This window comes from Streptomyces nodosus (genome assembly GCF_008704995.1).
Taxonomy (GTDB): Bacteria; Actinomycetota; Actinomycetes; order Streptomycetales; family Streptomycetaceae; genus Streptomyces; species Streptomyces nodosus.
In genome coordinates, this window is sequence record NZ_CP023747.1 from 4,441,436 (window position 1) to 4,466,009 (window position 24,574).

General features: G+C 66.6%; 36 protein-coding genes. 35 read left to right on the forward strand and 1 reads right to left on the reverse strand.

What is annotated here, in order from left to right; all coding sequences use genetic code 11:
- The first annotated feature begins 420 nt into the window (after window positions 1-420).
- From CP978_RS36525 to truA, 33 genes are all read left to right on the forward strand, one after another.
- Window positions 421-3,195, forward strand: a complete 2,775-nt coding sequence (locus CP978_RS36525) for an RHS repeat-associated core domain-containing protein (protein ID WP_227745641.1) — start codon at window positions 421-423, stop codon at window positions 3,193-3,195.
- Window positions 3,195-3,476 carry a hypothetical protein gene (locus tag CP978_RS20095; RefSeq protein WP_043443020.1) on the forward strand — a complete coding sequence of 94 codons (282 nt, stop codon included), beginning with the start codon at window positions 3,195-3,197 and terminating at the stop codon, window positions 3,474-3,476. Before CP978_RS36525 ends, CP978_RS20095 begins: the two co-directional genes overlap by 1 nt.
- 853 nt (window positions 3,477-4,329) lie before the next feature.
- A complete protein-coding gene (gene rpsJ / locus CP978_RS20105) occupies window positions 4,330-4,638 on the forward strand; it encodes a 30S ribosomal protein S10 (protein ID WP_003948644.1) in 309 nt (102 codons plus the stop codon).
- Window positions 4,639-4,654: 16 nt separating this feature from the next.
- Window positions 4,655-5,299 (forward strand): 50S ribosomal protein L3, encoded by a 645-nt coding sequence (gene rplC / locus CP978_RS20110; protein ID WP_043443022.1) that lies wholly within the window; start codon window positions 4,655-4,657, stop codon window positions 5,297-5,299.
- A gap of 8 nt (window positions 5,300-5,307) precedes the next feature.
- Window positions 5,308-5,973, forward strand: coding sequence for a 50S ribosomal protein L4 (gene rplD / locus CP978_RS20115; RefSeq protein WP_043443024.1), 666 nt, complete (start codon window positions 5,308-5,310; stop codon window positions 5,971-5,973).
- Window positions 5,973-6,392, forward strand: a complete 420-nt coding sequence (gene rplW / locus CP978_RS20120; RefSeq protein ID WP_043443025.1) for a 50S ribosomal protein L23 — start codon at window positions 5,973-5,975, stop codon at window positions 6,390-6,392. Before rplD ends, rplW begins: the two co-directional genes overlap by 1 nt.
- Before the next feature lie 51 nt (window positions 6,393-6,443).
- Window positions 6,444-7,280: a 50S ribosomal protein L2 gene (gene rplB / locus CP978_RS20125; protein WP_043443027.1), complete on the forward strand. Its 837-nt coding sequence runs from the start codon at window positions 6,444-6,446 to the stop codon at window positions 7,278-7,280.
- Window positions 7,281-7,292: 12 nt separating this feature from the next.
- Window positions 7,293-7,574, forward strand: a complete 282-nt coding sequence (gene rpsS, locus CP978_RS20130) for a 30S ribosomal protein S19 (protein WP_003948639.1) — start codon at window positions 7,293-7,295, stop codon at window positions 7,572-7,574.
- Window positions 7,575-7,616: 42 nt separating this feature from the next.
- Window positions 7,617-7,964, forward strand: a complete 348-nt coding sequence (rplV, locus tag CP978_RS20135) for a 50S ribosomal protein L22 (protein ID WP_019329637.1) — start codon at window positions 7,617-7,619, stop codon at window positions 7,962-7,964.
- Complete coding sequence (rpsC, locus tag CP978_RS20140; protein WP_043443029.1) at window positions 7,964-8,785, forward strand: 30S ribosomal protein S3; 822 nt, start codon at window positions 7,964-7,966, stop codon at window positions 8,783-8,785. The genes rplV and rpsC overlap by 1 nt, the downstream gene beginning before the upstream one ends.
- 5 nt (window positions 8,786-8,790) lie before the next feature.
- On the forward strand, window positions 8,791-9,210 hold the full coding sequence (gene rplP / locus CP978_RS20145; RefSeq protein ID WP_043443031.1) for a 50S ribosomal protein L16: 420 nt from the start codon (window positions 8,791-8,793) through the stop codon (window positions 9,208-9,210).
- A complete protein-coding gene (gene rpmC / locus CP978_RS20150; RefSeq protein WP_030174543.1) occupies window positions 9,210-9,434 on the forward strand; it encodes a 50S ribosomal protein L29 in 225 nt (74 codons plus the stop codon). Before rplP ends, rpmC begins: the two co-directional genes overlap by 1 nt.
- The gene (gene rpsQ / locus CP978_RS20155) at window positions 9,434-9,715 is read left to right on the forward strand and encodes a 30S ribosomal protein S17 (RefSeq protein ID WP_043443037.1); all 282 of its coding nucleotides are present in this window, start codon (window positions 9,434-9,436) and stop codon (window positions 9,713-9,715) included. Before rpmC ends, rpsQ begins: the two co-directional genes overlap by 1 nt.
- A gap of 308 nt (window positions 9,716-10,023) precedes the next feature.
- The gene (gene rplN / locus CP978_RS20160; protein ID WP_003998823.1) at window positions 10,024-10,392 is read left to right on the forward strand and encodes a 50S ribosomal protein L14; all 369 of its coding nucleotides are present in this window, start codon (window positions 10,024-10,026) and stop codon (window positions 10,390-10,392) included.
- A 2-nt stretch (window positions 10,393-10,394) separates the two neighbouring features.
- Entirely contained in the window at window positions 10,395-10,718 is a 324-nt protein-coding gene (rplX, locus tag CP978_RS20165; protein WP_043443039.1) for a 50S ribosomal protein L24, read from the forward strand.
- Entirely contained in the window at window positions 10,718-11,275 is a 558-nt protein-coding gene (rplE, locus tag CP978_RS20170; RefSeq protein ID WP_019753095.1) for a 50S ribosomal protein L5, read from the forward strand. The genes rplX and rplE overlap by 1 nt, the downstream gene beginning before the upstream one ends.
- A 5-nt stretch (window positions 11,276-11,280) precedes the next feature.
- Window positions 11,281-11,466: a type Z 30S ribosomal protein S14 gene (locus CP978_RS20175; protein WP_003956452.1), complete on the forward strand. Its 186-nt coding sequence runs from the start codon at window positions 11,281-11,283 to the stop codon at window positions 11,464-11,466.
- A 232-nt stretch (window positions 11,467-11,698) separates the two neighbouring features.
- Window positions 11,699-12,097 carry a 30S ribosomal protein S8 gene (gene rpsH / locus CP978_RS20185; RefSeq protein WP_043443042.1) on the forward strand — a complete coding sequence of 133 codons (399 nt, stop codon included), beginning with the start codon at window positions 11,699-11,701 and terminating at the stop codon, window positions 12,095-12,097.
- Between the two features lie 24 nt (window positions 12,098-12,121).
- Window positions 12,122-12,661, forward strand: coding sequence for a 50S ribosomal protein L6 (gene rplF / locus CP978_RS20190; protein WP_043443044.1), 540 nt, complete (start codon window positions 12,122-12,124; stop codon window positions 12,659-12,661).
- Between the two features lie 3 nt (window positions 12,662-12,664).
- The gene (rplR, locus tag CP978_RS20195; RefSeq protein ID WP_043443046.1) at window positions 12,665-13,048 is read left to right on the forward strand and encodes a 50S ribosomal protein L18; all 384 of its coding nucleotides are present in this window, start codon (window positions 12,665-12,667) and stop codon (window positions 13,046-13,048) included.
- A 62-nt stretch (window positions 13,049-13,110) separates the two neighbouring features.
- Window positions 13,111-13,716: a 30S ribosomal protein S5 gene (gene rpsE, locus CP978_RS20200; protein WP_030420826.1), complete on the forward strand. Its 606-nt coding sequence runs from the start codon at window positions 13,111-13,113 to the stop codon at window positions 13,714-13,716.
- Entirely contained in the window at window positions 13,716-13,898 is a 183-nt protein-coding gene (gene rpmD / locus CP978_RS20205; RefSeq protein ID WP_043443050.1) for a 50S ribosomal protein L30, read from the forward strand. The genes rpsE and rpmD overlap by 1 nt, the downstream gene beginning before the upstream one ends.
- 2 nt (window positions 13,899-13,900) lie before the next feature.
- Window positions 13,901-14,356 (forward strand): 50S ribosomal protein L15, encoded by a 456-nt coding sequence (rplO, locus tag CP978_RS20210; protein WP_043443052.1) that lies wholly within the window; start codon window positions 13,901-13,903, stop codon window positions 14,354-14,356.
- A 243-nt stretch (window positions 14,357-14,599) separates the two neighbouring features.
- Window positions 14,600-15,913 carry a preprotein translocase subunit SecY gene (gene secY, locus CP978_RS20215; protein ID WP_043443054.1) on the forward strand — a complete coding sequence of 438 codons (1,314 nt, stop codon included), beginning with the start codon at window positions 14,600-14,602 and terminating at the stop codon, window positions 15,911-15,913.
- On the forward strand, window positions 15,913-16,575 hold the full coding sequence (locus CP978_RS20220; RefSeq protein WP_043443056.1) for an adenylate kinase: 663 nt from the start codon (window positions 15,913-15,915) through the stop codon (window positions 16,573-16,575). Before secY ends, CP978_RS20220 begins: the two co-directional genes overlap by 1 nt.
- Window positions 16,576-16,765: 190 nt before the next feature.
- Window positions 16,766-17,602 carry a type I methionyl aminopeptidase gene (gene map / locus CP978_RS20225; protein ID WP_043443058.1) on the forward strand — a complete coding sequence of 279 codons (837 nt, stop codon included), beginning with the start codon at window positions 16,766-16,768 and terminating at the stop codon, window positions 17,600-17,602.
- Window positions 17,603-17,849: 247 nt separating this feature from the next.
- Window positions 17,850-18,071, forward strand: coding sequence for a translation initiation factor IF-1 (infA, locus tag CP978_RS20230; RefSeq protein ID WP_004927214.1), 222 nt, complete (start codon window positions 17,850-17,852; stop codon window positions 18,069-18,071).
- A gap of 58 nt (window positions 18,072-18,129) precedes the next feature.
- The gene (rpmJ, locus tag CP978_RS20235) at window positions 18,130-18,243 is read left to right on the forward strand and encodes a 50S ribosomal protein L36 (protein ID WP_003974245.1); all 114 of its coding nucleotides are present in this window, start codon (window positions 18,130-18,132) and stop codon (window positions 18,241-18,243) included.
- A gap of 192 nt (window positions 18,244-18,435) precedes the next feature.
- Window positions 18,436-18,816, forward strand: coding sequence for a 30S ribosomal protein S13 (gene rpsM / locus CP978_RS20240; protein ID WP_030811707.1), 381 nt, complete (start codon window positions 18,436-18,438; stop codon window positions 18,814-18,816).
- A 64-nt stretch (window positions 18,817-18,880) separates the two neighbouring features.
- Window positions 18,881-19,285: a 30S ribosomal protein S11 gene (rpsK, locus tag CP978_RS20245; protein ID WP_003956432.1), complete on the forward strand. Its 405-nt coding sequence runs from the start codon at window positions 18,881-18,883 to the stop codon at window positions 19,283-19,285.
- 140 nt (window positions 19,286-19,425) lie between these two features.
- Window positions 19,426-20,448 carry a DNA-directed RNA polymerase subunit alpha gene (locus tag CP978_RS20250; protein ID WP_043443063.1) on the forward strand — a complete coding sequence of 341 codons (1,023 nt, stop codon included), beginning with the start codon at window positions 19,426-19,428 and terminating at the stop codon, window positions 20,446-20,448.
- Between the two features lie 187 nt (window positions 20,449-20,635).
- Window positions 20,636-21,142, forward strand: a complete 507-nt coding sequence (rplQ, locus tag CP978_RS20255; protein ID WP_043443065.1) for a 50S ribosomal protein L17 — start codon at window positions 20,636-20,638, stop codon at window positions 21,140-21,142.
- Between the two features lie 104 nt (window positions 21,143-21,246).
- A complete protein-coding gene (gene truA, locus CP978_RS20260; protein WP_150478263.1) occupies window positions 21,247-22,101 on the forward strand; it encodes a tRNA pseudouridine(38-40) synthase TruA in 855 nt (284 codons plus the stop codon).
- 40 nt (window positions 22,102-22,141) lie between these two features.
- On the opposite strand, the gene CP978_RS20265 is transcribed toward truA, so the two are convergent.
- Window positions 22,142-23,014, reverse strand: coding sequence for a hypothetical protein (locus CP978_RS20265; protein ID WP_043449052.1), 873 nt, complete (start codon window positions 23,012-23,014; stop codon window positions 22,142-22,144).
- Window positions 23,015-23,393: 379 nt separating this feature from the next.
- Between CP978_RS20265 and rplM the strand changes: the two genes are divergently transcribed.
- Entirely contained in the window at window positions 23,394-23,837 is a 444-nt protein-coding gene (rplM, locus tag CP978_RS20270) for a 50S ribosomal protein L13 (RefSeq protein ID WP_043443067.1), read from the forward strand.
- Between the two features lie 42 nt (window positions 23,838-23,879).
- Window positions 23,880-24,392 (forward strand): 30S ribosomal protein S9, encoded by a 513-nt coding sequence (rpsI, locus tag CP978_RS20275; protein ID WP_043443069.1) that lies wholly within the window; start codon window positions 23,880-23,882, stop codon window positions 24,390-24,392.
- The last annotated feature ends 182 nt before the right edge of the window (window positions 24,393-24,574 follow it).

Here is a 24,574-nt window from a genome sequence, read left to right on the forward strand (position 1 = left end):
CGGACCCCCAGACACGCCACACCTGGCACTTCGCCGACCGGGGCGACGACCAGGCGGTCCTGGAGCAGATCGACGACCGCAACGGCAACTGGATCACCTTCGAGTACGACGAGGCGGGAGTTCCCTCGAACATCGCCCACAGCGCCGGGTACCGCCTGCGGATTGACAGCGCCGAGGGGCTGGTCACCGGCGTGCACCTGGTCGGCGGGGGGGGACGGCGGTTCCGACCTCGCGTTGGTCCGTTACGGCTATGCCCAGGGGAACCTGACCGAAGTCGGCAATTCGTCCGGGAAGCCGCTCAGGTTCGCCTACGACGAGGCGCTGCGCGTCACGTCGTGGACGGACACCAACGGGCATGCGTACGAGTACGCGTACGACGACAGAAACCGATGCATCGCACAAGGCGGCGCCCAGGGCCACATGAGCCTCCGGCTTTCCTACGACGAGAAAGACCCGGAAACCGGACTGCACACCACGACGGCAGTCAACGGGGACGGTGCGGTACGTCAGTACTTCGTCAACGATCTCCACCAGATCGTCGCCATCGTCGACCCCGCGGGGAGCACCAGGCGCTTCACCCGCGACCGGTTCAACCATCTGCTGTCCGAGACCGATGCCGTCGGCCGTACGACGTCCTACCGATACGACGACATGGGGAACCCGACGGAGATCGTCCGCCCGGACGGCCGACGCACCGCGTTCTCCTACGACGACCGTGGCCTGCTCATCCGGGTGGTGCGTCCCGACGGGAGCGTGGTCCGCCAGGAGTTCGACGACCGCGGGAACCAGACGTCGGTGACCGATTCGGCGGGCGGTGCGACCTTCTTCTCCTACGACGCTCGCGGACGTCCGTCAGCACTGCGTGATCAGTACGGCCGGGCGACCGAAATACGGTGTGACACGGCCGGCCTGCCCCTGGAGATGCGTGATCACCAGGGCGGCGTCATGCGCTACCGGCGGGACGCGCTCGGGCGGGTCATATCCATGACCGACCCGCTGGGCACGACCGGTCGGCTCGAATGGACCGTCGAGGGCAAGATCAAGCGTCGGCTGAACCCGGACGGAACGGAGGAGACGTGGACGTACGACGGTGAGGGGAACTGTCTCACTCACACGAACGCCATCGGCGGCGTCACCCGTTTCGAATACGCCCCGTTCGATCTACTGACGGCTCGCGTCGAACCCGACGGCTCACGGTACGAGTTCCAGTACGACAACGAACTCCGCCTGACCACGGTGACCAACCCCCATGGGCTGACGTGGACCTACGAGTACGACCTGGTCGGGCGGCCGGCCTCGGAAACCGACTTCGGCGGCCGGGTCACCAGGTACTCCTACAGCGCGGCCGGTGAGCTGATCTCCCGCACGAACGCACTGGGACAGATCGTCACCTTCGAGCACAACGAACTCGGTCAGGTCGTTCGCAAGACCGCCGACGGCGAGGTGATGACGTACGACTACGACTTCACCGACCGGATCGCTTGGGCCAGTAACGCCCATGCGGACCTGAGCCTGCTTCGTGACCGGCACGGACGGCTGGTCAGCGAGCGCGTGAACGACCGGGAGGTGGCGTACCGGTACGACGAGTTCGGCAGACTGGAGGGACGCCGGACGCCGTCGGGCGCTGAGACCGCCTGGCAGTTCGATGCCACGGGGCGGCCCTGTCGGCTCGTGGCGGACGGGCGTGTCGTCACGCTGGAGTATGACCAGGTCGGGCGCGAAGTCAGTCGCAGGTTCGCCGGGTCCCTGAGCATGTCCCGCTCGTTCGACGCGATGGGCCGCCTGGCGTCCCAGGCGGTGGACGGCCCTCTCGGACGTATCCAGACGCGCGCCTACGAGTACCGCGGTGACGGCAGCCTGACCAAGGTCCACGATCAACTGAATGGTGTTCAGCTGTTCGACCTGGACCTGACGGGCAGGACCACACAGGTCAGCGGAGAGGGATGGGCGGAGGCCTACACCTACGACGCGCTCGGCAACCAGGTGTCGGCTGACTGGCCTGCGCGCAGCATCGGAGACGACGGATGCGGGGAGCGTGTCTACCAGGGTGCCGATCTGCTGCGCGCCGGCCGGATCCGCTACGAGTACGACGCCGCAGGACGTGTTGTGCTTCGTCAGAAGGTCCGGCTCTCCCGAAAACCGGATACATGGCGCTACGACTGGGACGCGGAGGACCGGCTCACCCAGGTTGTCACCCCGGACGGCACGGTATGGCGATACACGTACGACGCTCTCGGGCGACGCGTGAGCAAACAGCGCACCGCCGACAACGGTGTGGACGTACTGGAACGGGTGGACTTCAGCTGGGACGGCGTCTCGCTGTGCGAACAGACGACGAGCTGGGGTTCCTCGGCCGACTCGGTGACCCTGACGTGGCATCTCGACGGTGCCGAAGCGGTTGCGCAGAGCGAACGCAGAACCATGGCCGTGACCTCACAGGAAGAGGTGGACGCCCGGTTCTTTGCCATCGTGGCTGATCTCTCGGGATCCCCTTGTGAGCTGATCGACGAGTCCGGAGAGATCGCCTGGCGGTCCCGTGCCACGAACTGGGGAAAACGGTCGTGGTCGGTGCGGAGCCATGCCTACACACCGCTGCGTTTCCCGGGGCAGTATTTCGACACCGAAACGGGCCTGCACTACAACTACCTGCGGTATTACGACCCCGAAGTGGGACGGTACGTCAGTCTCGACCCCCTCGGGCTGGCTCCGGCAGCCAATCCCGCCACTTATGTGGATCGGCCGTCGGTGGCCTGTGATCCCCTCGGCCTCGCGCCGCAGAAGAACCTGCCCCCGCCCAAGCCGTACGAGACGCCAGATCTTTCCCATTTGGTGAAGGACTTCAATCCGGAGGGAGGGATGAGTAACTGCACCTATGTGAGCGAGGCGTTCGACCGGTACCTTGCTGGAGAGGGTGTCAAGGCAGTCCCCGGTGACATTCCGCTCCAATCCCTCGAACGGCTAGAGAGCGCGTACGGCCGGAGTTTCAAGGACACCGGATTCTGGGATATGGTCGACGATATCCGGAATTCCGGCCACGGGTCTCGGGGCCTGGTGGCTGCACGGCCCGAAGGGGGCATGGCGGGTCACGTGTTCAATATCGTGAACCATCAGGGTCGCGTTCTTTTCTCTGATGTGCAGACCGGATTCGTCGACCCTATGCTATACAGGACATTCAAGTTGATGAGGACCAACTGATGTACACGATGGACCAGGCGGAGCGGCTCGCATCGGAGGCTCTGCGTAAGAAGTACGGAGAGTGGAGCGATCAGGTCGCGCTTTACGGTGACGGGGAATTCGTGACAAAAATGGGCGAGTTCTTCTATTTCGGCTTCAATTCCGTGAAGTACATCGAGACCCGGGACCATAAATACTTCAATTACGGACCCAACTGTATTTCGGTGCACGGCGAGACCGGTGAATGCAGATTCCTCGACATTCATGAGGTTCTGGCCTTGAAGCCCTTCGAGGCGTGCTGATTCCAGCCCGTGGGGGTGGTTCCGTACCTGGGCGGCGCAGTTCTGCCCATACGCACTTGCGGGAGAACCGGTCCTCGGGCACGCCCCAGCCGTCGGCGAGCGCGTCCACCGGCAGCAGACCCCGTCCCGACTCGGCGTCCCGGCAGTGTGAATGACGGCACGAACTCGACCGGGAACAGGCCCTCCGTGAAGTCCTGAGCAACTCAGCGATGGCGAGAGTGGGTACGAGCAGTGGGCCGGGACGGGACTTCAGCAGGCGGCGGCAGGCCGTGTGCCAGGCGTCGCGGCGGTCGAGCACGGGCGTAGAGGGGACCCGCATTCCGCATCGGCTGCTGTCATGGTTCCCCCCCCCAGAATGCGCGTCGGCGTTTTCGGCGCCCGAACCCCAGCGCGATGATCGACGTACCCGCCGGCTTCCGGACGACACGGATGGCCGACCGCGTTTGACCATCGTCGCCCCCGGGGTACCCTCTTCCGCTCGATTGGCCAGGGGGCCGTTCACTGTGGCAGACTGTCGGAGTTGCTCGGTCGAGTGTTGATGCCGCGCGCCTCCCGCCGGGAGGACTGGAAGCGAGTCCCACAGTACTCGTCGCCCTAACTGCCTGACGGCAGCGCTGGGGCGGACGTACGGGAATCTTCCGGGAAGCGTGGGTGCGACGTCGGCCAGGCACCCGGTGGGTCCTCGCCCCCGGTCTCGCGGTTCCGGAAGGGCCGTGTTCCCCCGCAGGGATGTTCGAACAAGGGACATTCATGTCGGCGGGAGCGCGACACACCCGACCGCGGGGGTCGGAGACGAGGGCGCAAACCCGCCGGGTTCCAGAGCGTAAATGAGAGACAGGACTACGAAGTAGCCATGGCGGGACAGAAGATCCGCATCCGGCTCAAGGCCTACGACCACGAGGTCATCGACTCCTCGGCGAAGAAGATCGTCGAGACGGTGACCCGTACTGGTGCGTCGGTCGCGGGCCCGGTGCCGCTGCCCACTGAGAAGAACGTGTACTGCGTCATCAAGTCGCCGCACAAGTACAAGGACTCGCGCGAGCACTTCGAGATGCGTACCCACAAGCGTCTGATCGACATTCTCGACCCGACGCCCAAGACCGTTGACTCCCTGATGCGACTCGACCTCCCGGCCGGTGTCGACATCGAGATCAAGCTCTGAGGCCGGTGATCTGAGAATGGCTAAGCAGATCAAGGGCATCCTGGGCGAGAAGCTCGGCATGACGCAGGTCTGGGACGAGAACAACCGTGTCGTCCCCGTGACCGTCGTCAAGGCCGGCCCCAACGTCGTGACCCAGGTTCGTACGAACGACGCCGACGGCTACGAGTCGGTCCAGATCGCCTTCGGCGAGATCGACCCCCGCAAGGTGAACAAGCCCCTCAAGGGCCACTTCGCCAAGGCCGACGTCACCCCGCGCCGTCACCTCGTCGAGATCCGCACGGCGGACGCCGCCGAGTACACCCTCGGCCAGGAGATCACCGCCGAGGTGTTCGAGGCCGGCGTGAAGGTCGACGTCACCGGCAAGAGCAAGGGCAAGGGCTTCGCCGGTGTCATGAAGCGTCACAACTTCAAGGGCCTCGGCGCCGGACACGGTGTCCAGCGCAAGCACCGCTCTCCCGGCTCGATCGGTGGCTGCGCCACCCCGGGCCGTGTGTTCAAGGGCGTCCGCATGGCGGGTCGCATGGGCCACGAGCGGGTCACCACCCAGAACCTGACCGTCCACGCCGTTGACGCGGAGAAGGGTCTGCTGCTCATCAAGGGCGCGGTTCCTGGTCCGAACGGCGGCCTCGTCCTGGTCCGCACCGCGGCCAAGGGGGCCTGAGGTAACCGATGAGCACTGTTGACATCCTTTCGCCGGCGGGCGAGAAGGCCGGTTCCGTCGAGCTCCCCGCGGAGATCTTCGGCGTTGAGAAGGTCAGCGTTCCGCTGATCCACCAGGTCGTCGTCGCACAGCTGGCCGCTGCCCGCCAGGGCACGCACAAGACGAAGACCCGTGCCGAGGTCCGTGGCGGCGGCAGGAAGCCGTACCGCCAGAAGGGCACCGGTCGCGCCCGTCAGGGTTCGACCCGCGCGCCGCAGTTCGCCGGCGGTGGCGTCGTCCACGGCCCGCAGCCGCGTGACTACTCGCAGCGGACCCCGAAGAAGATGAAGGCCGCGGCCCTGCGCCACGCCCTCACCGACCGGGCCCGCAGCAACCGCATCCACGTCGTCACCGACGTGGTGGAGTCGGACATCTCCACCAAGGCCGCCAAGGCTCTCCTCGGCAAGATCAGCGAGCGCAAGAACGTGCTCCTGGTCGTCGAGCGCGAGAACGAGAAGGCCCTGCTGTCCGCTCGCAACCTGCCCCAGGTCCACATCCTGGAGCCGGGCCAGCTGAACACGTACGACGTGATCGTCTCGGACGACGTGGTCTTCACCCAGGCCGCTTTCGAGTCCTTCGTGTCCGGCGCGCCTTCTGCTGCGCGGAGCAACGACACCGAAGGGAGCGAGGCCTGATGGCTATCCGTCATCCCGCCATTGCCTCGAAGGCCGCCAAGGCCGCCAAGGCCGCGCGCGTCGCCAAGGCGCGCCGCCACGCCACCGAGGGCAAGAACACCGTCATCACCCCGGCGAGCAAGGCGTACACGGACCCCCGTGACGTCCTGATCAAGCCGGTCGTGTCGGAGAAGAGCTACGCGCTCCTCGACGAGAACAAGTACACGTTCGTCGTCGACCCGCGTGCCAACAAGACCCAGATCAAGGAAGCCGTCCAGGCGGTCTTCGAGGTCAAGGTCACCGGCGTGAACACGATCAACCGTCAGGGCAAGCGCAAGCGGACCCGTACGGGCTTCGGCCAGCGTGCCGCCACCAAGCGCGCGATCGTGACCCTCGCCGAGGGCGACCGTATCGACATCTTCGGCGGTCCGACCTCCTGACGGAGGTCTGGATCGTCCAGATAATCGGAATCTTCCGAGGACTGAGAGACAATGGGTATCCGCAAGTACAAGCCGACGACTCCTGGCCGTCGTGGCGCCAGCGTCGCCGACTTCGTCGAGGTCACGCGGTCCACGCCGGAGAAGTCGCTGGTCCGCCCGCTGCACAGCAAGGGCGGCCGTAACAACGCCGGTCGTGTGACCGTTCGCCACCAGGGTGGCGGACACAAGCGCGCCTACCGCGTGATCGACTTCCGTCGTCACGACAAGGACGGCGTGCCGGCGAAGGTCGCGCACATCGAGTACGACCCCAACCGCACCGCGCGCATCGCGCTGCTGCACTACGCCGACGGCGAGAAGCGCTACATCCTCGCGCCGCGCGGCCTGACGCAGGGCGACCGCGTCGAGAACGGCCCCGGGGCCGACATCAAGCCGGGCAACAACCTGGCCCTCCGCAACATCCCGGTCGGTACCACGATCCACGCGATCGAGCTCCGTCCCGGTGGCGGTGCCAAGTTCGCCCGTTCCGCCGGTACCTCCGTGCAGCTGCTCGCGAAGGAGGGCGCCTACGCCCACCTCCGCATGCCGTCCGGTGAGATCCGCCTGGTCGACGTCCGCTGCCGCGCCACCGTCGGCGAGGTCGGCAACGCCGAGCAGTCGAACATCAACTGGGGCAAGGCCGGCCGCAAGCGCTGGCTGGGCGTTCGCCCGAGCGTGCGTGGTGTGGTCATGAACCCTGTCGACCACCCGCACGGTGGTGGTGAGGGTCGTACCTCCGGTGGTCGCCACCCGGTGTCCCCGTGGGGCAAGAAGGAAGGCCGCACCCGGTCTCCCAAGAAGGCGAGCAACAAGTACATCGTCCGCCGCCGCAAGACGAACAAGAAGCGCTAAGGACGGGTTGAGATGCCTCGTAGCTTGAAGAAGGGGCCCTTCGTCGACGACCACCTGATCAAGAAGGTGGATGTCCAGAACGAAGCCGGCACCAAGAACGTCATCAAGACCTGGTCCCGTCGCTCGATGATCGTCCCGGCCATGCTGGGCCACACGATCGCGGTGCACAACGGCAAGACCCACATTCCGGTGTTTGTCACCGAGTCGATGGTCGGCCACAAGCTCGGCGAGTTCTCGCCGACCCGCACCTTCCGGGGTCACGTCAAGGACGACCGGAAGTCGAAGCGCCGCTAGTAGCGGGGTGGAATGACTATGACAAACACTGAAGGGACAACCATGGAAGCCAGGGCCCAGGCGCGGTACATCCGCGTCACGCCCATGAAGGCCCGCCGTGTGGTGGACCTCATCCGTGGCATGGACGCCACGGAGGCTCAGGCGGTCCTGCGTTTCGCCCCGCAGGCCGCGAGCGTGCCGGTCGGCAAGGTGCTGGACAGCGCCATCGCCAACGCCGCGCACAACTACGACCACACCGACGCCGACAGCCTCTACATCTCCGAGGCGTACGTCGACGAGGGCCCGACCCTGAAGCGGTTCCGTCCGCGTGCCCAGGGCCGCGCCTACCGGATCCGCAAGCGGACCAGCCACATCACCGTGGTCGTCAGCAGCAAGGAAGGAACCCGGTAATGGGCCAGAAGGTAAACCCGCACGGGTTCCGGCTCGGTGTCACCACCGACTTCAAGTCGCGCTGGTACGCCGACAAGCTGTACAAGGACTACGTCAAGGAAGACGTCGCCATCCGTCGGATGATGACGTCCGGCATGGAGCGCGCCGGCATCTCCAAGGTGGAGATCGAGCGCACCCGTGACCGCGTCCGCGTCGACATCCACACCGCGCGTCCGGGCATCGTCATCGGCCGCCGTGGCGCCGAGGCCGACCGTATCCGCGGCGACCTGGAGAAGCTGACGGGCAAGCAGGTCCAGCTGAACATCCTCGAGGTCAAGAACCCCGAGACCGATGCTCAGCTCGTGGCCCAGGCCGTGGCCGAGCAGCTCTCCTCCCGCGTCTCCTTCCGCCGCGCCATGCGTAAGAGCATGCAGTCGGCCATGAAGGCGGGCGCCAAGGGCATCAAGATCCAGTGCGGTGGCCGCCTCGGCGGCGCCGAGATGTCCCGCTCGGAGTTCTACCGCGAGGGCCGTGTGCCCCTGCACACCCTCCGCGCGAACGTGGACTACGGCTTCTTCGAGGCCAAGACGACCTTCGGCCGCATCGGTGTGAAGGTCTGGATCTACAAGGGCGACGTCAAGAACATCGCCGAGGTCCGCGCTGAGAACGCCGCTGCCCGCGCCGGCAACCGCCCGGCCCGTGGTGGCGCCGACCGCCCGGCCCGTGGTGGCCGTGGTGGCGAGCGGCGCGGTCGCAAGCCGCAGCAGGCTCCGGCTGCCGAGGCCCCCAAGGCCGAGGCTCCCGCTGCCGCTCCGGCTGAGAGCACCGGAACGGAGGCCTGACCGACATGCTGATCCCCCGTAGGGTCAAGCACCGCAAGCAGCACCACCCGAAGCGCGATGGTATGGCCAAGGGTGGCACGCAGGTTGCGTTCGGCGAGTACGGCATCCAGGCGGTGACCCCGGCCTACGTCACGAACCGCCAGATCGAAGCGGCTCGTATCGCCATGACCCGTCACATCAAGCGTGGCGGCAAGGTCTGGATCAACATCTACCCGGACCGCCCGCTGACCAAGAAGCCCGCCGAGACCCGCATGGGTTCCGGTAAGGGTTCCCCGGAGTGGTGGATCGCGAACGTCAAGCCCGGTCGGGTGATGTTCGAGCTGTCCTACCCGAACGAGAAGATCGCCCGTGAGGCGCTGACCCGTGCGGCCCACAAGCTGCCGATGAAGTGCCGGATCGTCAAGCGCGAGGCAGGTGAAGCGTGATGTCGGCCGGTACCAAGGCGTCCGAGCTGCGCGAACTGGGCAACGAGGAGCTTCTGGGCAAGCTCCGCGAGGCCAAGGAAGAGCTGTTCAACCTCCGCTTCCAGGCGGCGACGGGCCAGCTGGAGAACCACGGCCGTCTGAAGGCGGTCCGCAAGGACATCGCGCGGATCTACACCCTGATGCGCGAGCGTGAGCTGGGCATCGAAACGGTGGAGAGCGCCTGATGAGCGAGAAGAACGTGACTGAGCAGACCGAGCGCAACGCACGGAAGACCCGTGAGGGTCTGGTCGTCAGCGACAAGATGGACAAGACCGTCGTCGTCGCCGTCGAGGACCGCGTGAAGCACGCGCTGTACGGCAAGGTCATCCGCCGTACCAACAAGCTCAAGGCGCACGACGAGCAGAACGCTGCCGGCATCGGTGACCGCGTCCTCCTCATGGAGACCCGGAAGCTGTCCGCCACCAAGCACTGGCGCGTCATCGAGATCCTCGAGAAGGCGAAGTAATCCAGCAGGGGCCCTGCCCCCGCTGCCGCCGTCGGAGACTTCGCCCCCAGGCCTCAGGGCCGGTGGGGCGGAACCCCGCCCGGACCTGAGGTCCGGGCGGTTGTCCCCGGCGAGGGCTTCACCGGACCGAATCCCCGCGGTCAGTCCGCGGGGCCAGGCCGCCGCCCCGACGGGGTCCGTACAACGGACGGACCCCGGCGGGAGTCGGCCCGTTACGTAAATTCCTGCGGGAGCGACCCGCAGGACAGTTCCGCCAGGCTCTCCGGACCACCGTTCGGAGGGAACCGGCAGACGATCAGGAGATAGACGTGATCCAGCAGGAGTCGCGACTGCGTGTCGCCGACAACACGGGTGCGAAGGAGATTCTTTGCATCCGTGTGCTCGGTGGCTCCGGTCGCCGCTACGCGGGCATCGGTGACGTCATCGTCGCCACCGTCAAGGACGCGATCCCCGGTGGCAACGTGAAGAAGGGTGACGTCGTCAAGGCGGTCATCGTTCGCACCGTCAAGGAGCGCCGCCGTCCGGACGGCTCGTACATCCGCTTCGACGAGAACGCCGCCGTCATTCTGAAGAACGACGGCGACCCTCGCGGCACCCGTATCTTCGGCCCGGTCGGCCGTGAGCTGCGCGAGAAGAAGTTCATGAAGATCATCTCGCTCGCGCCGGAGGTGCTGTAAGCATGAAGATCAAGAAGGGCGACCTGGTCCAGGTCATCACCGGTAAGGACAAGGGCAAGCAGGGCAAGGTCATTGCCGCTTACCCGCGCGACGAGCGTGTCCTGGTCGAGGGTGTCAACCGGGTCAAGAAGCACACCAAGGCCGGTCCGACGGCCCGCGGCTCGCAGGCCGGCGGCATCGTCACCACCGAGGCCCCCATCCACGTGTCCAACGTTCAGCTGGTCGTGGAGAAGGACGGCAACAAGGTCGTGACCCGTGTCGGCTACCGCTTCGACGAGAACGGCAACAAGATCCGCGTTGCCAAGCGGACGGGTGAGGACATCTGATGGCTACCACCACCACTCCGCGTCTGAAGCAGAAGTACCGCGAGGAGATCGCGGGCAAGCTGCGTGACGAGTTCAAGTACGAGAACGTCATGCAGGTTCCCGGCCTCGTCAAGATCGTGGTCAACATGGGTGTGGGCGACGCCGCCCGCGACTCCAAGCTGATCGAGGGCGCCATCCGCGACCTCACCACGATCACCGGTCAGAAGCCGGCCGTCACCAAGGCCCGCAAGTCCATCGCGCAGTTCAAGCTGCGTGAGGGCCAGCCGATCGGTGCCCACGTCACGCTCCGTGGCGACCGCATGTGGGAGTTCCTGGACCGCACCCTGTCGCTCGCGCTGCCGCGCATCCGCGACTTCCGCGGTCTGTCCCCCAAGCAGTTCGACGGCCGTGGCAACTACACCTTCGGTCTCACGGAGCAGGTCATGTTCCACGAGATCGACCAGGACAAGATCGACCGCGTCCGGGGTATGGACATCACCGTGGTCACCACGGCGACCAATGACGCTGAGGGCCGTGCGCTCCTTCGTCACCTCGGCTTCCCGTTCAAGGAGGCGTAAGCGAGATGGCGAAGAAGGCTCTGATCGCAAAGGCTGCCCGTAAGCCCAAGTTCGGTGTCCGTGCGTACACCCGCTGCCAGCGCTGCGGCCGTCCGCACTCCGTGTACCGCAAGTTCGGCCTGTGCCGCGTGTGCCTCCGTGAGATGGCTCACCGCGGCGAGCTGCCGGGCGTCACCAAGAGCTCCTGGTAACAACCCGTTTGGGTTGATACCGGGCTCTCGGTGAGCAACAGGGTCGGCAGACCGCTCACCCCGCATGCCGTAGGCTGGTGGGGTTGGGCGTCTGCCGCCCGTACTGCGGGCTTGGCCCGCTAATGTTTGCTTACTACGCCGTAGGTCCACCGCGCCGCACCCGTCCCGTCTCGGATCGGGGAGAGGGATGGCGCACCAGGAAACCCCGGCGAGAGAGGCCGAAGGCCAATTCATGACCATGACTGATCCGATCGCAGACATGCTCACGCGTCTGCGGAACGCGAACTCGGCGTACCACGACTCCGTGGGCATGCCGCACTCGAAGATCAAGTCTCACATCGCGGAGATCCTCCAGCAGGAGGGCTTCATCACGGGCTGGAAGGTCGAGGACGCCGAGGTCGGCAAGAACCTCGTCCTGGAGCTGAAGTTCGGCCCCAACCGTGAGCGCTCCATCGCGGGCATCAAGCGGATCTCCAAGCCCGGTCTCCGGGTGTACGCGAAGTCCACCAACCTGCCGAAGGTGCTCGGCGGCCTGGGCGTGGCGATCATCTCCACGTCGCACGGGCTCCTCACCGACAAGCAGGCCGGCAAGAAGGGCGTGGGTGGGGAAGTCCTCGCCTACGTCTGGTAGCGGAAGGGAACGGAGGAAACAGCTATGTCGCGCATCGGCAAGCTCCCCATCGCGGTTCCCGCCGGCGTGGACGTCACCATCGACGGCAGCACGGTCTCGGTCAAGGGCCCCAAGGGCGAGCTGACCCACACCGTCGCCGCGCCGATCGAGATCGTCAAGGCTGAGGACGGCACCCTCCAGGTGAGCCGTCCCAACGACGAGCGTCAGAACAGGGCTCTCCACGGCCTGTCCCGCACGCTGGTGGCGAACATGATCACCGGCGTGACCCAGGGTTACGTGAAGAAGCTCGAAATCAGCGGTGTCGGTTACCGCGTGACCGCCAAGGGCTCCAACCTGGAGTTCGCGCTCGGTTACAGCCACTCGATCACCGTCGAGGCGCCCGAGGGCATCACCTTCAAGGTCGAGACCCCGACCCGCTTCCAGGTCGAGGGCATCGACAAGCAGAAGGTGGGCGAGGTCGCGGCCAACATCCGCAAGCTGCGCAAGCCCGACCCGTACAAGGCCAAGGGTGTCAAGTACGAGGGCGAAGTCATCCGCCGCAAGGTCGGAAAGGCGGGTAAGTAAGCCATGGCATACGGACAGAAGATCCTCAAGGGCGACGCCTACAAGCGCGCCGCGATCAAGCGCCGTCACATCCGGATCCGCAAGCGGGTCTCGGGTACGGCGGAGCGTCCCCGTCTGGTCGTGACTCGCTCCAACCGCCACATCGTGGCGCAGGTGATCGACGACCTCAAGGGTCACACCCTGGCGTCCGCGTCCACCCTGGACACCTCGATCCGTGGTGGCGAGGGCGACAAGTCCGCGCAGGCCAAGCAGGTCGGGGCCCTGGTCGCCGAGCGTGCCAAGGCCGCCGGTGTCGAGGCCGTCGTGTTCGACCGTGGCGGTAACCAGTACGCCGGGCGCATCGCCGCCCTGGCGGACGCCGCCCGCGAGGCCGGGCTCAAGTTCTGAGCCGCCCGTCGCGACGACGGAATGTTGTCGCGTAGCTAGCGGAAAAGAGAGAGGTAAATCCAATGGCTGGACCCCAGCGCCGCGGCAGCGGTGCCGGTGGCGGCGAGCGGCGGGACCGGAAGGGCCGTGACGGCGGCGCAGCTGCCGCCGAGAAGACCGCGTACGTTGAGCGCGTCGTCGCGATCAACCGCGTCGCCAAGGTTGTGAAGGGTGGTCGTCGCTTCAGCTTCACCGCGCTGGTCGTGGTGGGCGACGGTGACGGCACCGTGGGTGTCGGATACGGCAAGGCCAAGGAGGTGCCGGCCGCCATCGCCAAGGGTGTGGAGGAGGCCAAGAAGCACTTCTTCAAGGTCCCCCGGATCCAGGGCACCATCCCGCACCCGATCCAGGGTGAGAAGGCTGCCGGTGTCGTGCTGCTCAAGCCCGCGTCGCCCGGTACCGGTGTTATCGCCGGTGGCCCGGTGCGTGCCGTGCTGGAGTGCGCCGGTATCCACGATGTGCTGTCGAAGTCGCTCGGCTCCGACAACCAGATCAACATCGTGCACGCGACCGTGGAGGCCCTGAAGGGCCTGCAGCGTCCCGAGGAGATCGCGGCCCGCCGTGGTCTGCCGCTCGAGGACGTCGCCCCCGCGGCTCTGCTTCGTGCGCGTGCCGGGGCTGGTGCGTGATGGCACAGCTCAAGGTCACGCAGACGAAGTCGTACATCGGCAGCAAGCAGAACCACCGTGACACCCTGCGTTCGCTCGGCCTGAAGAGGCTCGGCGACGTGGTCGTCAAGGAGGACCGCCCCGAGTTCCGCGGCATGGTGCACACCGTCCGCCACCTCGTGACGGTCGAGGAGGTCGACTGATCATGGCGGAGCAGAACCCGCTCAAGATCCACAACCTCCGTCCCGCCCCGGGTGCCAAGACCGCCAAGACCCGTGTCGGTCGTGGTGAGGCGTCCAAGGGTAAGACGGCCGGTCGTGGTACCAAGGGCACCAAGGCCCGTTACCAGGTTCCGGAGCGCTTCGAGGGCGGCCAGATGCCGCTGCACATGCGCCTCCCGAAGCTGAAGGGCTTCAAGAACCCGTTCAAGACCGAGTTCCAGGTCGTGAACCTCGACCGTCTGGCCGAGCTCTACCCCGAGGGCGGCGAGGTCACCGTCGAGTCGCTGGTGGCCAAGGGCGCCGTTCGCAAGAACAGCCTCGTCAAGGTCCTCGGCCAGGGCGAGATCTCCGTGGCGCTGCAGGTGACGGTCGATGCCGTCTCCGGCTCCGCCAAGGAGAAGATCACCGCCGCCGGCGGTACCGTCACCGAGCTCGTCTGACATTCTCGGACGTCTTGATGACTTGAACGATCCCGACCGGGGATACTCCACAATTGGGGTATCCCCGGTTGGTCGTTCCAAGGGGGGCGGTTCCGCCGGTAAGGTGGCCCCCACTGCCAACTTGCACAGGGTGCCGCGGTACGGGCACTCGGGGCGGCAGTTGACCGTTATGCATGTCGTTGTTCAGTCGGAATCTCAGACCGTCACCCTTGACGCAGTCGCGCGGGGGTCGCAGGAGGCACCGTGCTCACCGCGTTCGCCCGGGCGTTCAAGACGCCCGACCTGCGCAAGAAGCTGCTCTTCACGCTCGGCATCATCGTGGTGTACCGAATGGGTACCCACATCCCGATCCCAGGCGTCGATTACAGGAGCGTCCAGACCTGTATCGACGTGGCCAAGGGCAACCAGGGCCTGTTCGGCCTGGTCAACATGTTCAGCGGCGGCGCCCTGCTGCAGATCACGGTCTTCGCGCTGGGCATCATGCCGTACATCACGGCGAGCATCATTCTCCAGCTGCTGACCGTGGTCATCCCGCGCCTCGAGGCCCTCAAGAAGGAGGGCCAGACGGGCACCGCGAAGATCACCCAGTACACCCGTTATCTGACGGTGGCGCTGGCGATCCTCCAGGGCACCGGCCTGGTGGCCACCGCCCGCAGTGGTGCGCTGTTCAGTGGATGCCCGGTGGCGACGTCGATCGTCCCCGACCAGTCGATCTTCACCACCATCACGATGGTCATCGTGATGACCGCCGGTACCGCCGTCGTCATGTGGCTCGGTGAGCTGATCACCGACCGCGGCATCGGCAACGGCATGTCCATCCTGATGTTCATCTCGATCGCCGCCACCTTCCCGTCCGCGCTGTGGGCCATCAAGAAGCAGGGCTCGCTGGCCGGCGGCTGGATCGAATTCGGCACGGTCATCCTGGTCGGCCTGGTCATGGTCGCCCTGGTGGTCTTCGTCGAGCAGGCGCAGCGGCGCATCCCCGTCCAGTACGCCAAGCGGATGATCGGACGCCGTTCCTACGGCGGTACGTCCACCTACATCCCGCTGAAGGTGAACCAGGCGGGTGTGATCCCCGTCATCTTCGCCTCGTCACTGCTGTACATCCCGGCGTTGATCGCGCAGTTCGCCGGTGGAGATTCCGGCTGGAAGACCTGGATCCAGCAGAACCTCACCAAGGGTGATCACCCGATTTACATCAGCCTGTACTTCTTGCTGATCGTGTTCTTCGCCTTCTTCTACGTGGCCATCTCCTTCAACCCCGAAGAAGTCGCGGACAACATGAAGAAGTATGGTGGCTTTATTCCCGGCATCCGGGCCGGCAGGCCTACCGCCGAGTACCTCTCGTATGTGCTCAACCGGATCACCTGGCCGGGTTCGCTGTACCTGGGTCTGATCGCTCTTGTGCCGACCATGGCGTTGGTGGGCTTCGGAGCAAGCCAGAACTTCCCGTTCGGTGGCACCAGCATCCTGATCATCGTGGGTGTGGGCCTGGAGACGGTGAAGCAGATCGAGAGCCAGCTCCAGCAGCGCAATTACGAAGGGTTCCTCCGCTGATGCGAATCGTCCTCGTCGGACCGCCCGGTGCCGGCAAGGGAACGCAGGCTGCGTTCCTTGCCACGAACTTGTCGGTCCCGCACATCTCCACGGGCGACCTGTTCCGCGCCAACATCAGCAACGAGACGGAACTGGGCACCCTCGCGAAGTCCTACATGGACCGGGGCGATCTGGTACCGGACGAGGTCACCATCGCGATGGCCAAGGACCGCATGGAGCAGTCCGACGCGGCCGACGGGTTCCTGCTGGACGGCTTCCCGCGCAATGTGCAGCAGGCCGAGGCGCTGGACGACATGCTCCAGACCGAGGGCATGAAGCTGGACGGGGTCCTGGACCTCGAGGTGCCGGAGGACGAGGTCGTCAAGCGCATCGCGGGCCGCCGCGTGTGCCGCAACGACTCCTCGCACGTCTTCCATGTGTCGTACAAGCCGTCGCAGAAGGAGGGCGTCTGCGACCTGTGCGGCGGCGAGCTCTACCAGCGCGACGACGACTCCGAGGACACCGTTCGCAAGCGCCTGGAGGTCTACCACACCCAGACCGAGCCGATCATCGACTACTACAAGGCCCAGGGCCTGGTGGTCACGATCTCCGCGCTCGGCAAGGTGGAGGAGGTCACCCAGCGCGCGATGGAGGCGCTCGGGTCGAAGGCCGGCGACGCGTAGTCACCGGTCCCTGCCGCCGCTTCCCGGCCGCGGTTCCCCTGGCGGGAGCCGCGGCCGAGGCATGCGGCCCTTCAGGTGCAGCCTCCCGGGGGCTCTGGACGGGCCGGTGGCGGCGGCACCTTATCGTTGACGGTGTCCATCCCTGGATGGCGTCCGTACTCTCTCCGGTCCAGAAAGGCCCGTAGCCGTCATGGTGCAGATCAAGACCCCCGAGCAGATCGCCAAGATGCGTGAGGCGGGGCTGGTCGTCGCCGCCGTGCACGCGGCCACGAGCGAGGCGGCCGTGCCGGGTGCCACCACCAAGGACCTGGACCAGGTCGCCCGCAAGGTTCTCGCGGAGCACGGGGCCACCTCGAACTTCCTGGGGTACGGCGGTTTCCCGGCGACCATCTGCACCTCGGTCAACGAGGTCGTCGTCCACGGCATCCCCTCCGACGAGGTGGTGCTCAAGGACGGCGACGTCATCTCCATCGACGCCGGCGCCATCGTGGACGGCTGGCACGGCGACGCCGCCTTCACCGCGTTCGTGGGGTCCGGTCACGCCCCGGAGCTCATCGAGCTGTCCCGGGTGACCGAGGAGTCCATGTGGGCCGGGATCGCGGCGATGAAGCCGGGCAACCGGCTGGTCGACATCTCCCGGGCGATCGAGACCTACATCCGCCGGCAGCCCAAGCCGGGCGGCGGCCGGTACGGGATCATCGAGGACTACGGCGGCCACGGCATCGGCACCGAGATGCACATGGACCCGCATCTGCTGAACTACGTGGAGCGTCGGCGGGGCAAGGGCCCCAAGCTGGTGCCCGGCTTCTGCCTCGCCATCGAGCCGATGGTGTCCCTGGGCACCCCGCGCACGGAGGTCCTCTCGGACGACTGGACCGTGATCACCACCGACGGCACCTGGTCCTCCCACTGGGAGCACTCCATCGCCCTGACGGAGCAGGGCCCGCTGGTGCTGACGGCTCCCGACGGCGGCAAGGCCAAGCTGGCCGAGTACGGCATCACGGCGGCGCCCGACCCGCTCGCCTGAGGCGCGGGCCCAGGCCCGATACCGCCGGTGGCGCCGGTCCGTACGGGCCGGCCGCAGCACAGGACACCCCTTCGTCGCTTCACCCTCCCCCGTGCCGGTCCGCATGATGATCTCGGGAATGGGGCAGACTTCCCCGATTCGTCTTTCAGAGGGCCCTGGCGTAGACTGACTCGTCGGCTCTCGTGTATCCGCATGTCCGCATGCGGGACCTGGAGTCGATCAAGGTAGTCGATTCGAAGGGCGAAGCGTGGCCAAGAAGCAAGGTGCCATCGAGATCGAGGGCACTGTCGTCGAGTCTCTGCCGAACGCCATGTTCAGGGTCGAGCTCCAGAACGGCCACCAGGTCCTGGCACACATCAGCGGCAAGATGCGTATGCACTACATCCGCATCCTCCCTGACGACCGGGTCGTGGTGGAGCTTTCTCCGTACGACCTGACGCGTGGCCGGATCGTCTACCGATACAAGTAGATCTTGCCGGTGCCCCGTCTGACGGGGTGGTGGCACTGACCCGGAGAACCTCACACCCATGAAGGTCAAGCCGAGCGTCAAGAAGATCTGCGACAAGTGCAGGGTGATCCGCCGTCACGGTCGGGTCATGGTCATCTGCGACAACCCGCGCCACAAGCAGCGCCAGGGCTGACGCAAGGACCGTACCCTCTGCATCCGCAGAGATTCGCGCGACGCGAGCAGAATATGTTCATACGCAGGGCCCGGATCCGAGCGATCGGATCTGACACCCCCGGTTCGGAGGCCGGGGACCCAGTTCGTACCTGGTACGGCGGCTGGGAACCGGTCCTGCGGAAGACCTCCGAAGATCAACTGGAGCCATTGAATGGCACGCGTTTCCGGTGTTGACATCCCGCGCGAAAAGCGCGTGGAGGTCGCCCTCACCTACGTGTTCGGCATCGGCCGGACCCTTTCGCAGGAGACGCTGGCAGCGACCGGCGTCGACCCGAACACCCGCGTTCGCGACCTCTCCGAGGAGCAGCTCGTCGCGATCCGCGAGTACGTCGACAACAACATCAAGACCGAGGGTGACCTCCGTCGCGAGATCCAGGCCGACATCCGCCGCAAGGTCGAGATCGGCTGCTACCAGGGCCTGCGGCACCGCCGCGGTCTGCCCGTCCGCGGTCAGCGCACCAGCACCAACGCTCGTACCCGCAAGGGCCCGCGTCGCGCCATCGCCGGCAAGAAGAAGCCGGGCAAGAAGTAGTCCGCAGCGGACACCTGTCCACGGTCTTCGCTGTAGGACCGACCACCTCCCCAGGAGTTGAGAGATGCCCCCCAAGGGTCGTCAGGGCGCTGCCAAGAAGGTGCGCCGCAAGGAAAAGAAGAACGTCGCTCACGGCCACGCGCACATCAAGAGCACGTTCAACAACACGATCGTCTCGATCACGGACCCGTCCGGCAACGTGATCTCGTGGGCCTCCGCGGGCCACGTCGGCTTCAAGGGCTCCCGCAAGTCCACGCCGTTCGCCGCGCAGATGGCCGCCGAGTCCGCCGCGCGTCGTGCCCAGGAGCACGGCATGCGCAAGGTCGACGTGTTCGTCAAGGGCCCGGGCTCCGGTCGTGAGACCGCGATCCGCTCCCTGCAGGCCACGGGCCTCGAGGTCGGCTCCATCCAGGACGTCACCCCGACCCCGCACAACGGCTGCCGCCCGCCGAAGCGCCGCCGCGTCTGAGGCATCTGCCATGAGGTTCCGGGCGGTACCTCCCTTCGGGGGCGTACCGCCCGTACCCTTGCCATACCCGCACTCCGCAGGGTGCGGTCCCGTCGGGCGTCATATAGCGGGCGTCCACGACTGAAGGATCTGATCCACACATGCTGATCGCTCAGCGTCCCTCGTTGACCGAAGAGGTCGTCGACGAGTTCCGCTCCCGGTTCGTGATCGAGCCGCTGGAGCCGGGCTTCGGCTACACCCTCGGCAACTCTCTTCGCCGTACCCTCCTGTCGTCGATTCCGGGTGCTGCTGTCACCAGCATCCGTGTCGACGGCGTTCTGCACGAGTTCACCACCGTGCCGGGCGTGAAGGAGGATGTCACCGACCTGATCCTCAACATCAAGCAGCTGGTCGTCTCCTCGGAGCACGACGAGCCGGTGGTGATGTATCTGCGTAAGCAGGGTCCGGGTCTGGTCACCGCCGCGGACATCGCGCCTCCGGCCGGTGTCGAGGTGCACAATCCCGATCTTGTCCTGGCCACGCTGAACGGCAAGGGCAAGCTGGAGATGGAGCTGACCGTGGAGCGCGGTCGTGGTTATGTCTCCGCGGTGCAGAACAAGCAGGTGGGTCAGGAGATCGGCCGGGTGCCGGTCGACTCGATCTACTCGCCGGTGCTCAAGGTCACCTACAAGGTGGAGGCGACCCGTGTCGAGCAGCGTACGGACTTCGACAAGCTGATCGTCGATGTCGAGACCAAGCAGGCCATGCGTCCGCGGGATGCCATGGCGTCCGCGGGCAAGACGCTGGTGGAGCTGTTCGGTCTGGCGCGCGAGCTGAACATCGATGCCGAGGGCATCGACATGGGTCCGTCCCCGACGGACGCCGCCCTGGCCGCCGACCTGGCGCTGCCGATCGAGGAGCTGGAGCTCACGGTCCGCTCCTACAACTGCCTCAAGCGCGAGGGCATCCACTCCGTGGGTGAGCTCGTCGCCCGCTCCGAGGCCGACCTGCTGGACATCCGTAACTTCGGTGCGAAGTCCATCGACGAGGTCAAGGCGAAGCTGGCCGGCATGGGCCTGGCCCTCAAGGACAGCCCGCCCGGATTCGACCCGACGGCCGCCGCGGACGCGTTCGGCGCGGACGACGACGCGGACGCCGGGTTCGTCGAGACCGAGCAGTACTGAGCTCGGGATCGACGGTCCGATTTTGACTGCCGGTCCGTTGTGGCCGGTCGCGCAGTTCCCCGTGCCCCTTTGGGGCGCGGGGCCTCCGGGAGTCGTCAGGACGACCGGATCTCCGACGGGCAACCGCTCGCTCGGATACTGACCCCGGTACCTGGTACGGCCGGGGCAGACACCTAGGAGAAGAACCATGCCGAAGCCCACCAAGGGTGCCCGTCTGGGCGGCAGCGCCGCGCACGAGAAGCTGCTCCTCGCGAACCTCGCGAAGGCGCTGTTCGAGCACGGCCGTATCACCACCACCGAGGCGAAGGCCCGCCGCCTGCGCCCGTACGCCGAGCGTCTGGTCACCAAGGCGAAGAAGGGTGACCTTCACAACCGCCGCCAGGTGCTCCAGGTGATCACGGACAAGAGCATCGTCCACACGCTCTTCACCGAGATCGGCCCGCGCTACGAGAACCGTCCGGGTGGTTACACCCGGATCACCAAGATCGGTAACCGCCGTGGCGACAACGCGCCCATGGCCGTGATCGAGCTGGTCGAGGCGCTGACGGTGCAGCAGACGGCCGTCGGTGAGGCCGAGGCGGCGACCAAGCGTGCCGTCAAGGAGACCGAGACCAAGGTCGAGGAGACCAAGGCCGAAGAGGTCGTCGAGGACGCCAAGCCGGCCGAGGCTGCCGAGGAGTCCAAGGACGCCTGAGTCCGATCTCACGCAGAGCGGGTCCGTCCCCCCGGGACGGGCCCGCTCTCGCGTTCCCGGCGCTCGGCGGAACCACGGCCCGCGGCCTGTGTGAGGATCTGTGTGTGAGTGACGACGTACAGCCCGGACACATCCGCATCCGCCTCGATCTCTCCTACGACGGGACCGAGTTCCACGGCTGGGCCAAGCAGGCCGGCGGCCGGCGGACCGTGCAGGGGGAGATCGAGGACGCCCTGCGGACGGTGACACGGTCGCCGGACATCCATGAGCTGACCGTGGCCGGCCGGACCGACGCCGGGGTGCACGCCCGGGGGCAGGTCGCCCATGTCGATCTGCCGCGGGAGGTCTGGGGCGAACACCGGGGCAAGCTGCTGAAGCGGCTGGCCGGACGCCTGCCGAAGGATGTGCGGGTGTGGGCCCTCAGAGAGGCGCCCAGCGGCTTCGACGCCCGCTTCTCGGCGATATGGCGGCGCTATGCCTACCGGGTCACGGACAACCCGGGCGGTGTCGATCCGCTGCTGCGCAACCATGTGCTGTGGCACGACTGGCCGCTCGATGTCGACGCCATGAACGAGGCGGCCCGGCGGCTCCTCGGGGAGCACGACTTCGCCGCCTACTGCAAGCGGCGTGAAGGGGCCACCACCATCCGCACCCTCCAGGAGCTGAGCCTGGTGCGCGGCGGGGACGGGATCATCACGGCCACCGTGCGCGCGGACGCCTTCTGCCACAACATGGTGCGGTCGCTGATCGGCGCGCTGCTGTTCGTCGGGGACGGGCACCGGACGCCCGACTGGCCCGGAAAGGTGCTGGCCGTCGGCGTACGGGACTCGGCGGTGCATGTCGTCCGGCCGCACGGGCTCACCCTGGAGGAGGTCGGCTACCCGGCCGACGAGCTGCTGGCCGAACGGAACAGGCAGGCGCGCAACCGGCGGACCCTGCCGGGGGCGGGCTGCCCCTGAACCCCCGGCCTCGCCCTGAGTCCGTGGCCGCCACGGACCGTCACTGGTTGGCGGCCGCGGACGCCTGCACCTCGCCGCGGCGGTGGATCTGCCGGAAGGCGAACTCGGCCAGATCGTCACCGGCGGTGAAGACCTGCTTGTCCTTCTCCGTCACGTTCTTGTTGTCGGTGAAGCCACCGATCGTGAAGTACGCGTAGCGGGCGTACGAGTTGGTGGTGGACCGGCAGATCGTCGTACGGCAGAACGCGGGGACGCCGTCGCCGGACAGTGAGGTGATGATGCTCTGCTTGTCCGCCTCCTGTTTGGCCTTCGTCGCCTGGGCCGTGGTGTCGAAGAGGGCCACACCGACCGTCACCGCGATGCCGTCCTTGCTGTAGGTGGCGCGGATGACGCGGGTGCAGCCGTTCTTCTCGAGCAACGTCGACAGGGTGCCCTGAGCGGCCGAGGCGCAGTCGGCGGTGGAGGCCGTGGGGCCCTTCTTGTACACATTGCTGCCCATGGTCAGCTGTGCACCGGGGAACAGGGTGTCCGCGCTGATCGGAGCCTTGTCCTTCGCCGCGCTGGAGATGAAGTCCAGCGGGTCCAGCGGGGGAGGCGCCGAGGTCGGGGCGAACGACGGTGCGGTGGCGGTGCTCGCACCGGGGATGTCCGCGGTGGGCAGGGTGCCTGCCTGCTTGTCGGAGTTCCCGTTGCCGCTGTTCGCGGACACCACGGCCACGGCGACGGCGGCCCCCACGGCGATCGTGCCGAGGGCGCCGCCGAGGATCAGCAGCAGCCGGCGGCGCTTGTTGCGGGCCTCGGAGGCCTCGGCGAGCGCGGCCCAGTCGGGGGTGTCGTCGCCAGCTTTCCATTCGGGTTGCTGGGAACTCGGTTTCCAGGGATCCCACTGCGAATCCCCGTGCCCATAACTCATGCGGCGCATCTTAGACGGGCGGCCGGCCCTCCTCCGCCCCGCAGTTGGCCGCCGTGGCGGCCGGGCGGCGAGCGTCACGGCACCAAAACGGCCCAGCCCGGACAACCGGTCCGCCGAAGGTTCCGCCGGCCGGCCGGACAAGGTGGCACGACAGGGCGATGCGGGCTCGTTTTGACCCGAGTGGGCGCCCCCGGTATCCTGGTCGTTCGTTGTGTGTATTGGCTTGCTCATTCTCACGTGAGGGGCCCTTACACCGGTCCACCGGGCCGATGACCAGCGACCGGCGTGCGGTTTGCGTCCCCGCCTGCGGTCTGGGCTGTCGTGATCGTCTTCGGTGACCTTGTCTGGAACCTCACTGAAGAAGCGAAGGCTACGAACCGTGCGTACGTACAGCCCCAAGCCCGGCGATGTGACGCGCCAGTGGCATGTCATCGACGCTCAGGACGTCGTCCTGGGTCGTCTGGCCACCACTGCCGCCACCCTTCTGCGCGGCAAGCACAAGCCGATCTATGCGCCCCACGTGGACGCCGGCGACTTCGTCATCATCATCAACGCGGACAAGGTGCACCTGTCCGGCAACAAGCGGACCCAGAAGATGGCGTACCGCCACTCGGGCTACCCGGGCGGTCTGCGCTCGGTCCGCTATGACGAGCTGCTGGCGAAGAGCCCGGAGAAGGCGGTGGAGAAGGCCGTCAAGGGCATGCTCCCCAAGAACTCCCTGGGCCGTCAGATGCTCTCGAAGCTGAAGGTCTACTCGGGCGACCAGCACCCGCACGCTGCCCAGCAGCCGGTGCCGTACGAGATCCGCCAGGTCGCGCAGTAAGTCCGGCCACCCCCTAAGACTGAACAGAATCTGAGGAGAATCGTGGCCGAGACCACTGCCGAGCAGCCGCTCGAAGAGCTTGACATCGACAGCTACACCACCGAGACCGAGGTTCCGCTGGAGGGTGAGTACACCTCCGAGTCCCTCGCCTCGCATTTCGGTGAGCCCCAGCCGGCCGCCGGCCTGGGCCGCCGCAAGAACGCCATCGCCCGCGTCCGGATCGTTCCGGGCTCCGGGAAGTGGAAGATCAACGGCCGCACCCTCGAGGACTACTTCCCGAACAAGGTGCACCAGCAGGAAGTGAACGAGCCCTTCAAGGTGCTCGAGCTCGAGGGCCGCTACGACGTCATCGCCCGCATCGCGGGTGGCGGTGTCTCCGGTCAGGCCGGTGCGCTCCGTCTCGGTGTCGCCCGTGCGCTGAACGAGGCGGACGTCGACAACAACCGCGGCGCCCTGAAGAAGGCCGGCTTCCTGCGCCGCGACGACCGTGCGGTCGAGCGGAAGAAGGCCGGTCTGAAGAAGGCCCGCAAGGCTCCGCAGTACAGCAAGCGCTAATCGCGTCGGCTGGCCGCCGCAGGCGTACCGTCTGTGGCGCGCACCCGCATCGCCCCGGCAGCACGATCCGTGCCGCCGGGGCGGTTCGTTTACGGGGGAAGGTTGCTTATCGCAGGCTTATGGAGCAATCCCGGCTGTCTCGGGAGCGCCCCGAGGGGATAAGCCTGTAGACACGGTGTCCG

Coding starts and splice junctions, on each gene's coding strand:
- CP978_RS20250 (WP_043443063.1), top strand. CDS start 19,426: ATGCTGATCGCTCAGCGTCCCTCGTTGACCGAAGAGGTCGTCGACGAG.
- rpsE (WP_030420826.1), top strand. CDS start 13,111: ATGGCTGGACCCCAGCGCCGCGGCAGCGGTGCCGGTGGCGGCGAGCGG.
- CP978_RS20175 (WP_003956452.1), top strand. CDS start 11,281: ATGGCGAAGAAGGCTCTGATCGCAAAGGCTGCCCGTAAGCCCAAGTTC.
- rplC (WP_043443022.1), top strand. CDS start 4,655: ATGGCTAAGCAGATCAAGGGCATCCTGGGCGAGAAGCTCGGCATGACG.
- CP978_RS36525 (WP_227745641.1), top strand. CDS start 421: ATGAGCCTCCGGCTTTCCTACGACGAGAAAGACCCGGAAACCGGACTG.
- CP978_RS20265 (WP_043449052.1), bottom strand. CDS start 23,014: ATGAGTTATGGGCACGGGGATTCGCAGTGGGATCCCTGGAAACCGAGT.
- rplV (WP_019329637.1), top strand. CDS start 7,617: ATGGAAGCCAGGGCCCAGGCGCGGTACATCCGCGTCACGCCCATGAAG.
- rplO (WP_043443052.1), top strand. CDS start 13,901: ATGGCGGAGCAGAACCCGCTCAAGATCCACAACCTCCGTCCCGCCCCG.
- CP978_RS20095 (WP_043443020.1), top strand. CDS start 3,195: ATGTACACGATGGACCAGGCGGAGCGGCTCGCATCGGAGGCTCTGCGT.
- rpsK (WP_003956432.1), top strand. CDS start 18,881: ATGCCCCCCAAGGGTCGTCAGGGCGCTGCCAAGAAGGTGCGCCGCAAG.
- rpsJ (WP_003948644.1), top strand. CDS start 4,330: ATGGCGGGACAGAAGATCCGCATCCGGCTCAAGGCCTACGACCACGAG.
- rplX (WP_043443039.1), top strand. CDS start 10,395: ATGAAGATCAAGAAGGGCGACCTGGTCCAGGTCATCACCGGTAAGGAC.
- map (WP_043443058.1), top strand. CDS start 16,766: ATGGTGCAGATCAAGACCCCCGAGCAGATCGCCAAGATGCGTGAGGCG.
- rplD (WP_043443024.1), top strand. CDS start 5,308: ATGAGCACTGTTGACATCCTTTCGCCGGCGGGCGAGAAGGCCGGTTCC.
- rplE (WP_019753095.1), top strand. CDS start 10,718: ATGGCTACCACCACCACTCCGCGTCTGAAGCAGAAGTACCGCGAGGAG.
- rplF (WP_043443044.1), top strand. CDS start 12,122: ATGTCGCGCATCGGCAAGCTCCCCATCGCGGTTCCCGCCGGCGTGGAC.
- rpsH (WP_043443042.1), top strand. CDS start 11,699: ATGACCATGACTGATCCGATCGCAGACATGCTCACGCGTCTGCGGAAC.
- rpsC (WP_043443029.1), top strand. CDS start 7,964: ATGGGCCAGAAGGTAAACCCGCACGGGTTCCGGCTCGGTGTCACCACC.
- rplR (WP_043443046.1), top strand. CDS start 12,665: ATGGCATACGGACAGAAGATCCTCAAGGGCGACGCCTACAAGCGCGCC.
- rpmC (WP_030174543.1), top strand. CDS start 9,210: ATGTCGGCCGGTACCAAGGCGTCCGAGCTGCGCGAACTGGGCAACGAG.
- CP978_RS20220 (WP_043443056.1), top strand. CDS start 15,913: ATGCGAATCGTCCTCGTCGGACCGCCCGGTGCCGGCAAGGGAACGCAG.
- rpsM (WP_030811707.1), top strand. CDS start 18,436: ATGGCACGCGTTTCCGGTGTTGACATCCCGCGCGAAAAGCGCGTGGAG.
- rplQ (WP_043443065.1), top strand. CDS start 20,636: ATGCCGAAGCCCACCAAGGGTGCCCGTCTGGGCGGCAGCGCCGCGCAC.
- rplP (WP_043443031.1), top strand. CDS start 8,791: ATGCTGATCCCCCGTAGGGTCAAGCACCGCAAGCAGCACCACCCGAAG.
- rpmD (WP_043443050.1), top strand. CDS start 13,716: ATGGCACAGCTCAAGGTCACGCAGACGAAGTCGTACATCGGCAGCAAG.
- rpsS (WP_003948639.1), top strand. CDS start 7,293: ATGCCTCGTAGCTTGAAGAAGGGGCCCTTCGTCGACGACCACCTGATC.
- rplB (WP_043443027.1), top strand. CDS start 6,444: ATGGGTATCCGCAAGTACAAGCCGACGACTCCTGGCCGTCGTGGCGCC.
- rpsQ (WP_043443037.1), top strand. CDS start 9,434: ATGAGCGAGAAGAACGTGACTGAGCAGACCGAGCGCAACGCACGGAAG.
- rplW (WP_043443025.1), top strand. CDS start 5,973: ATGGCTATCCGTCATCCCGCCATTGCCTCGAAGGCCGCCAAGGCCGCC.
- rpmJ (WP_003974245.1), top strand. CDS start 18,130: ATGAAGGTCAAGCCGAGCGTCAAGAAGATCTGCGACAAGTGCAGGGTG.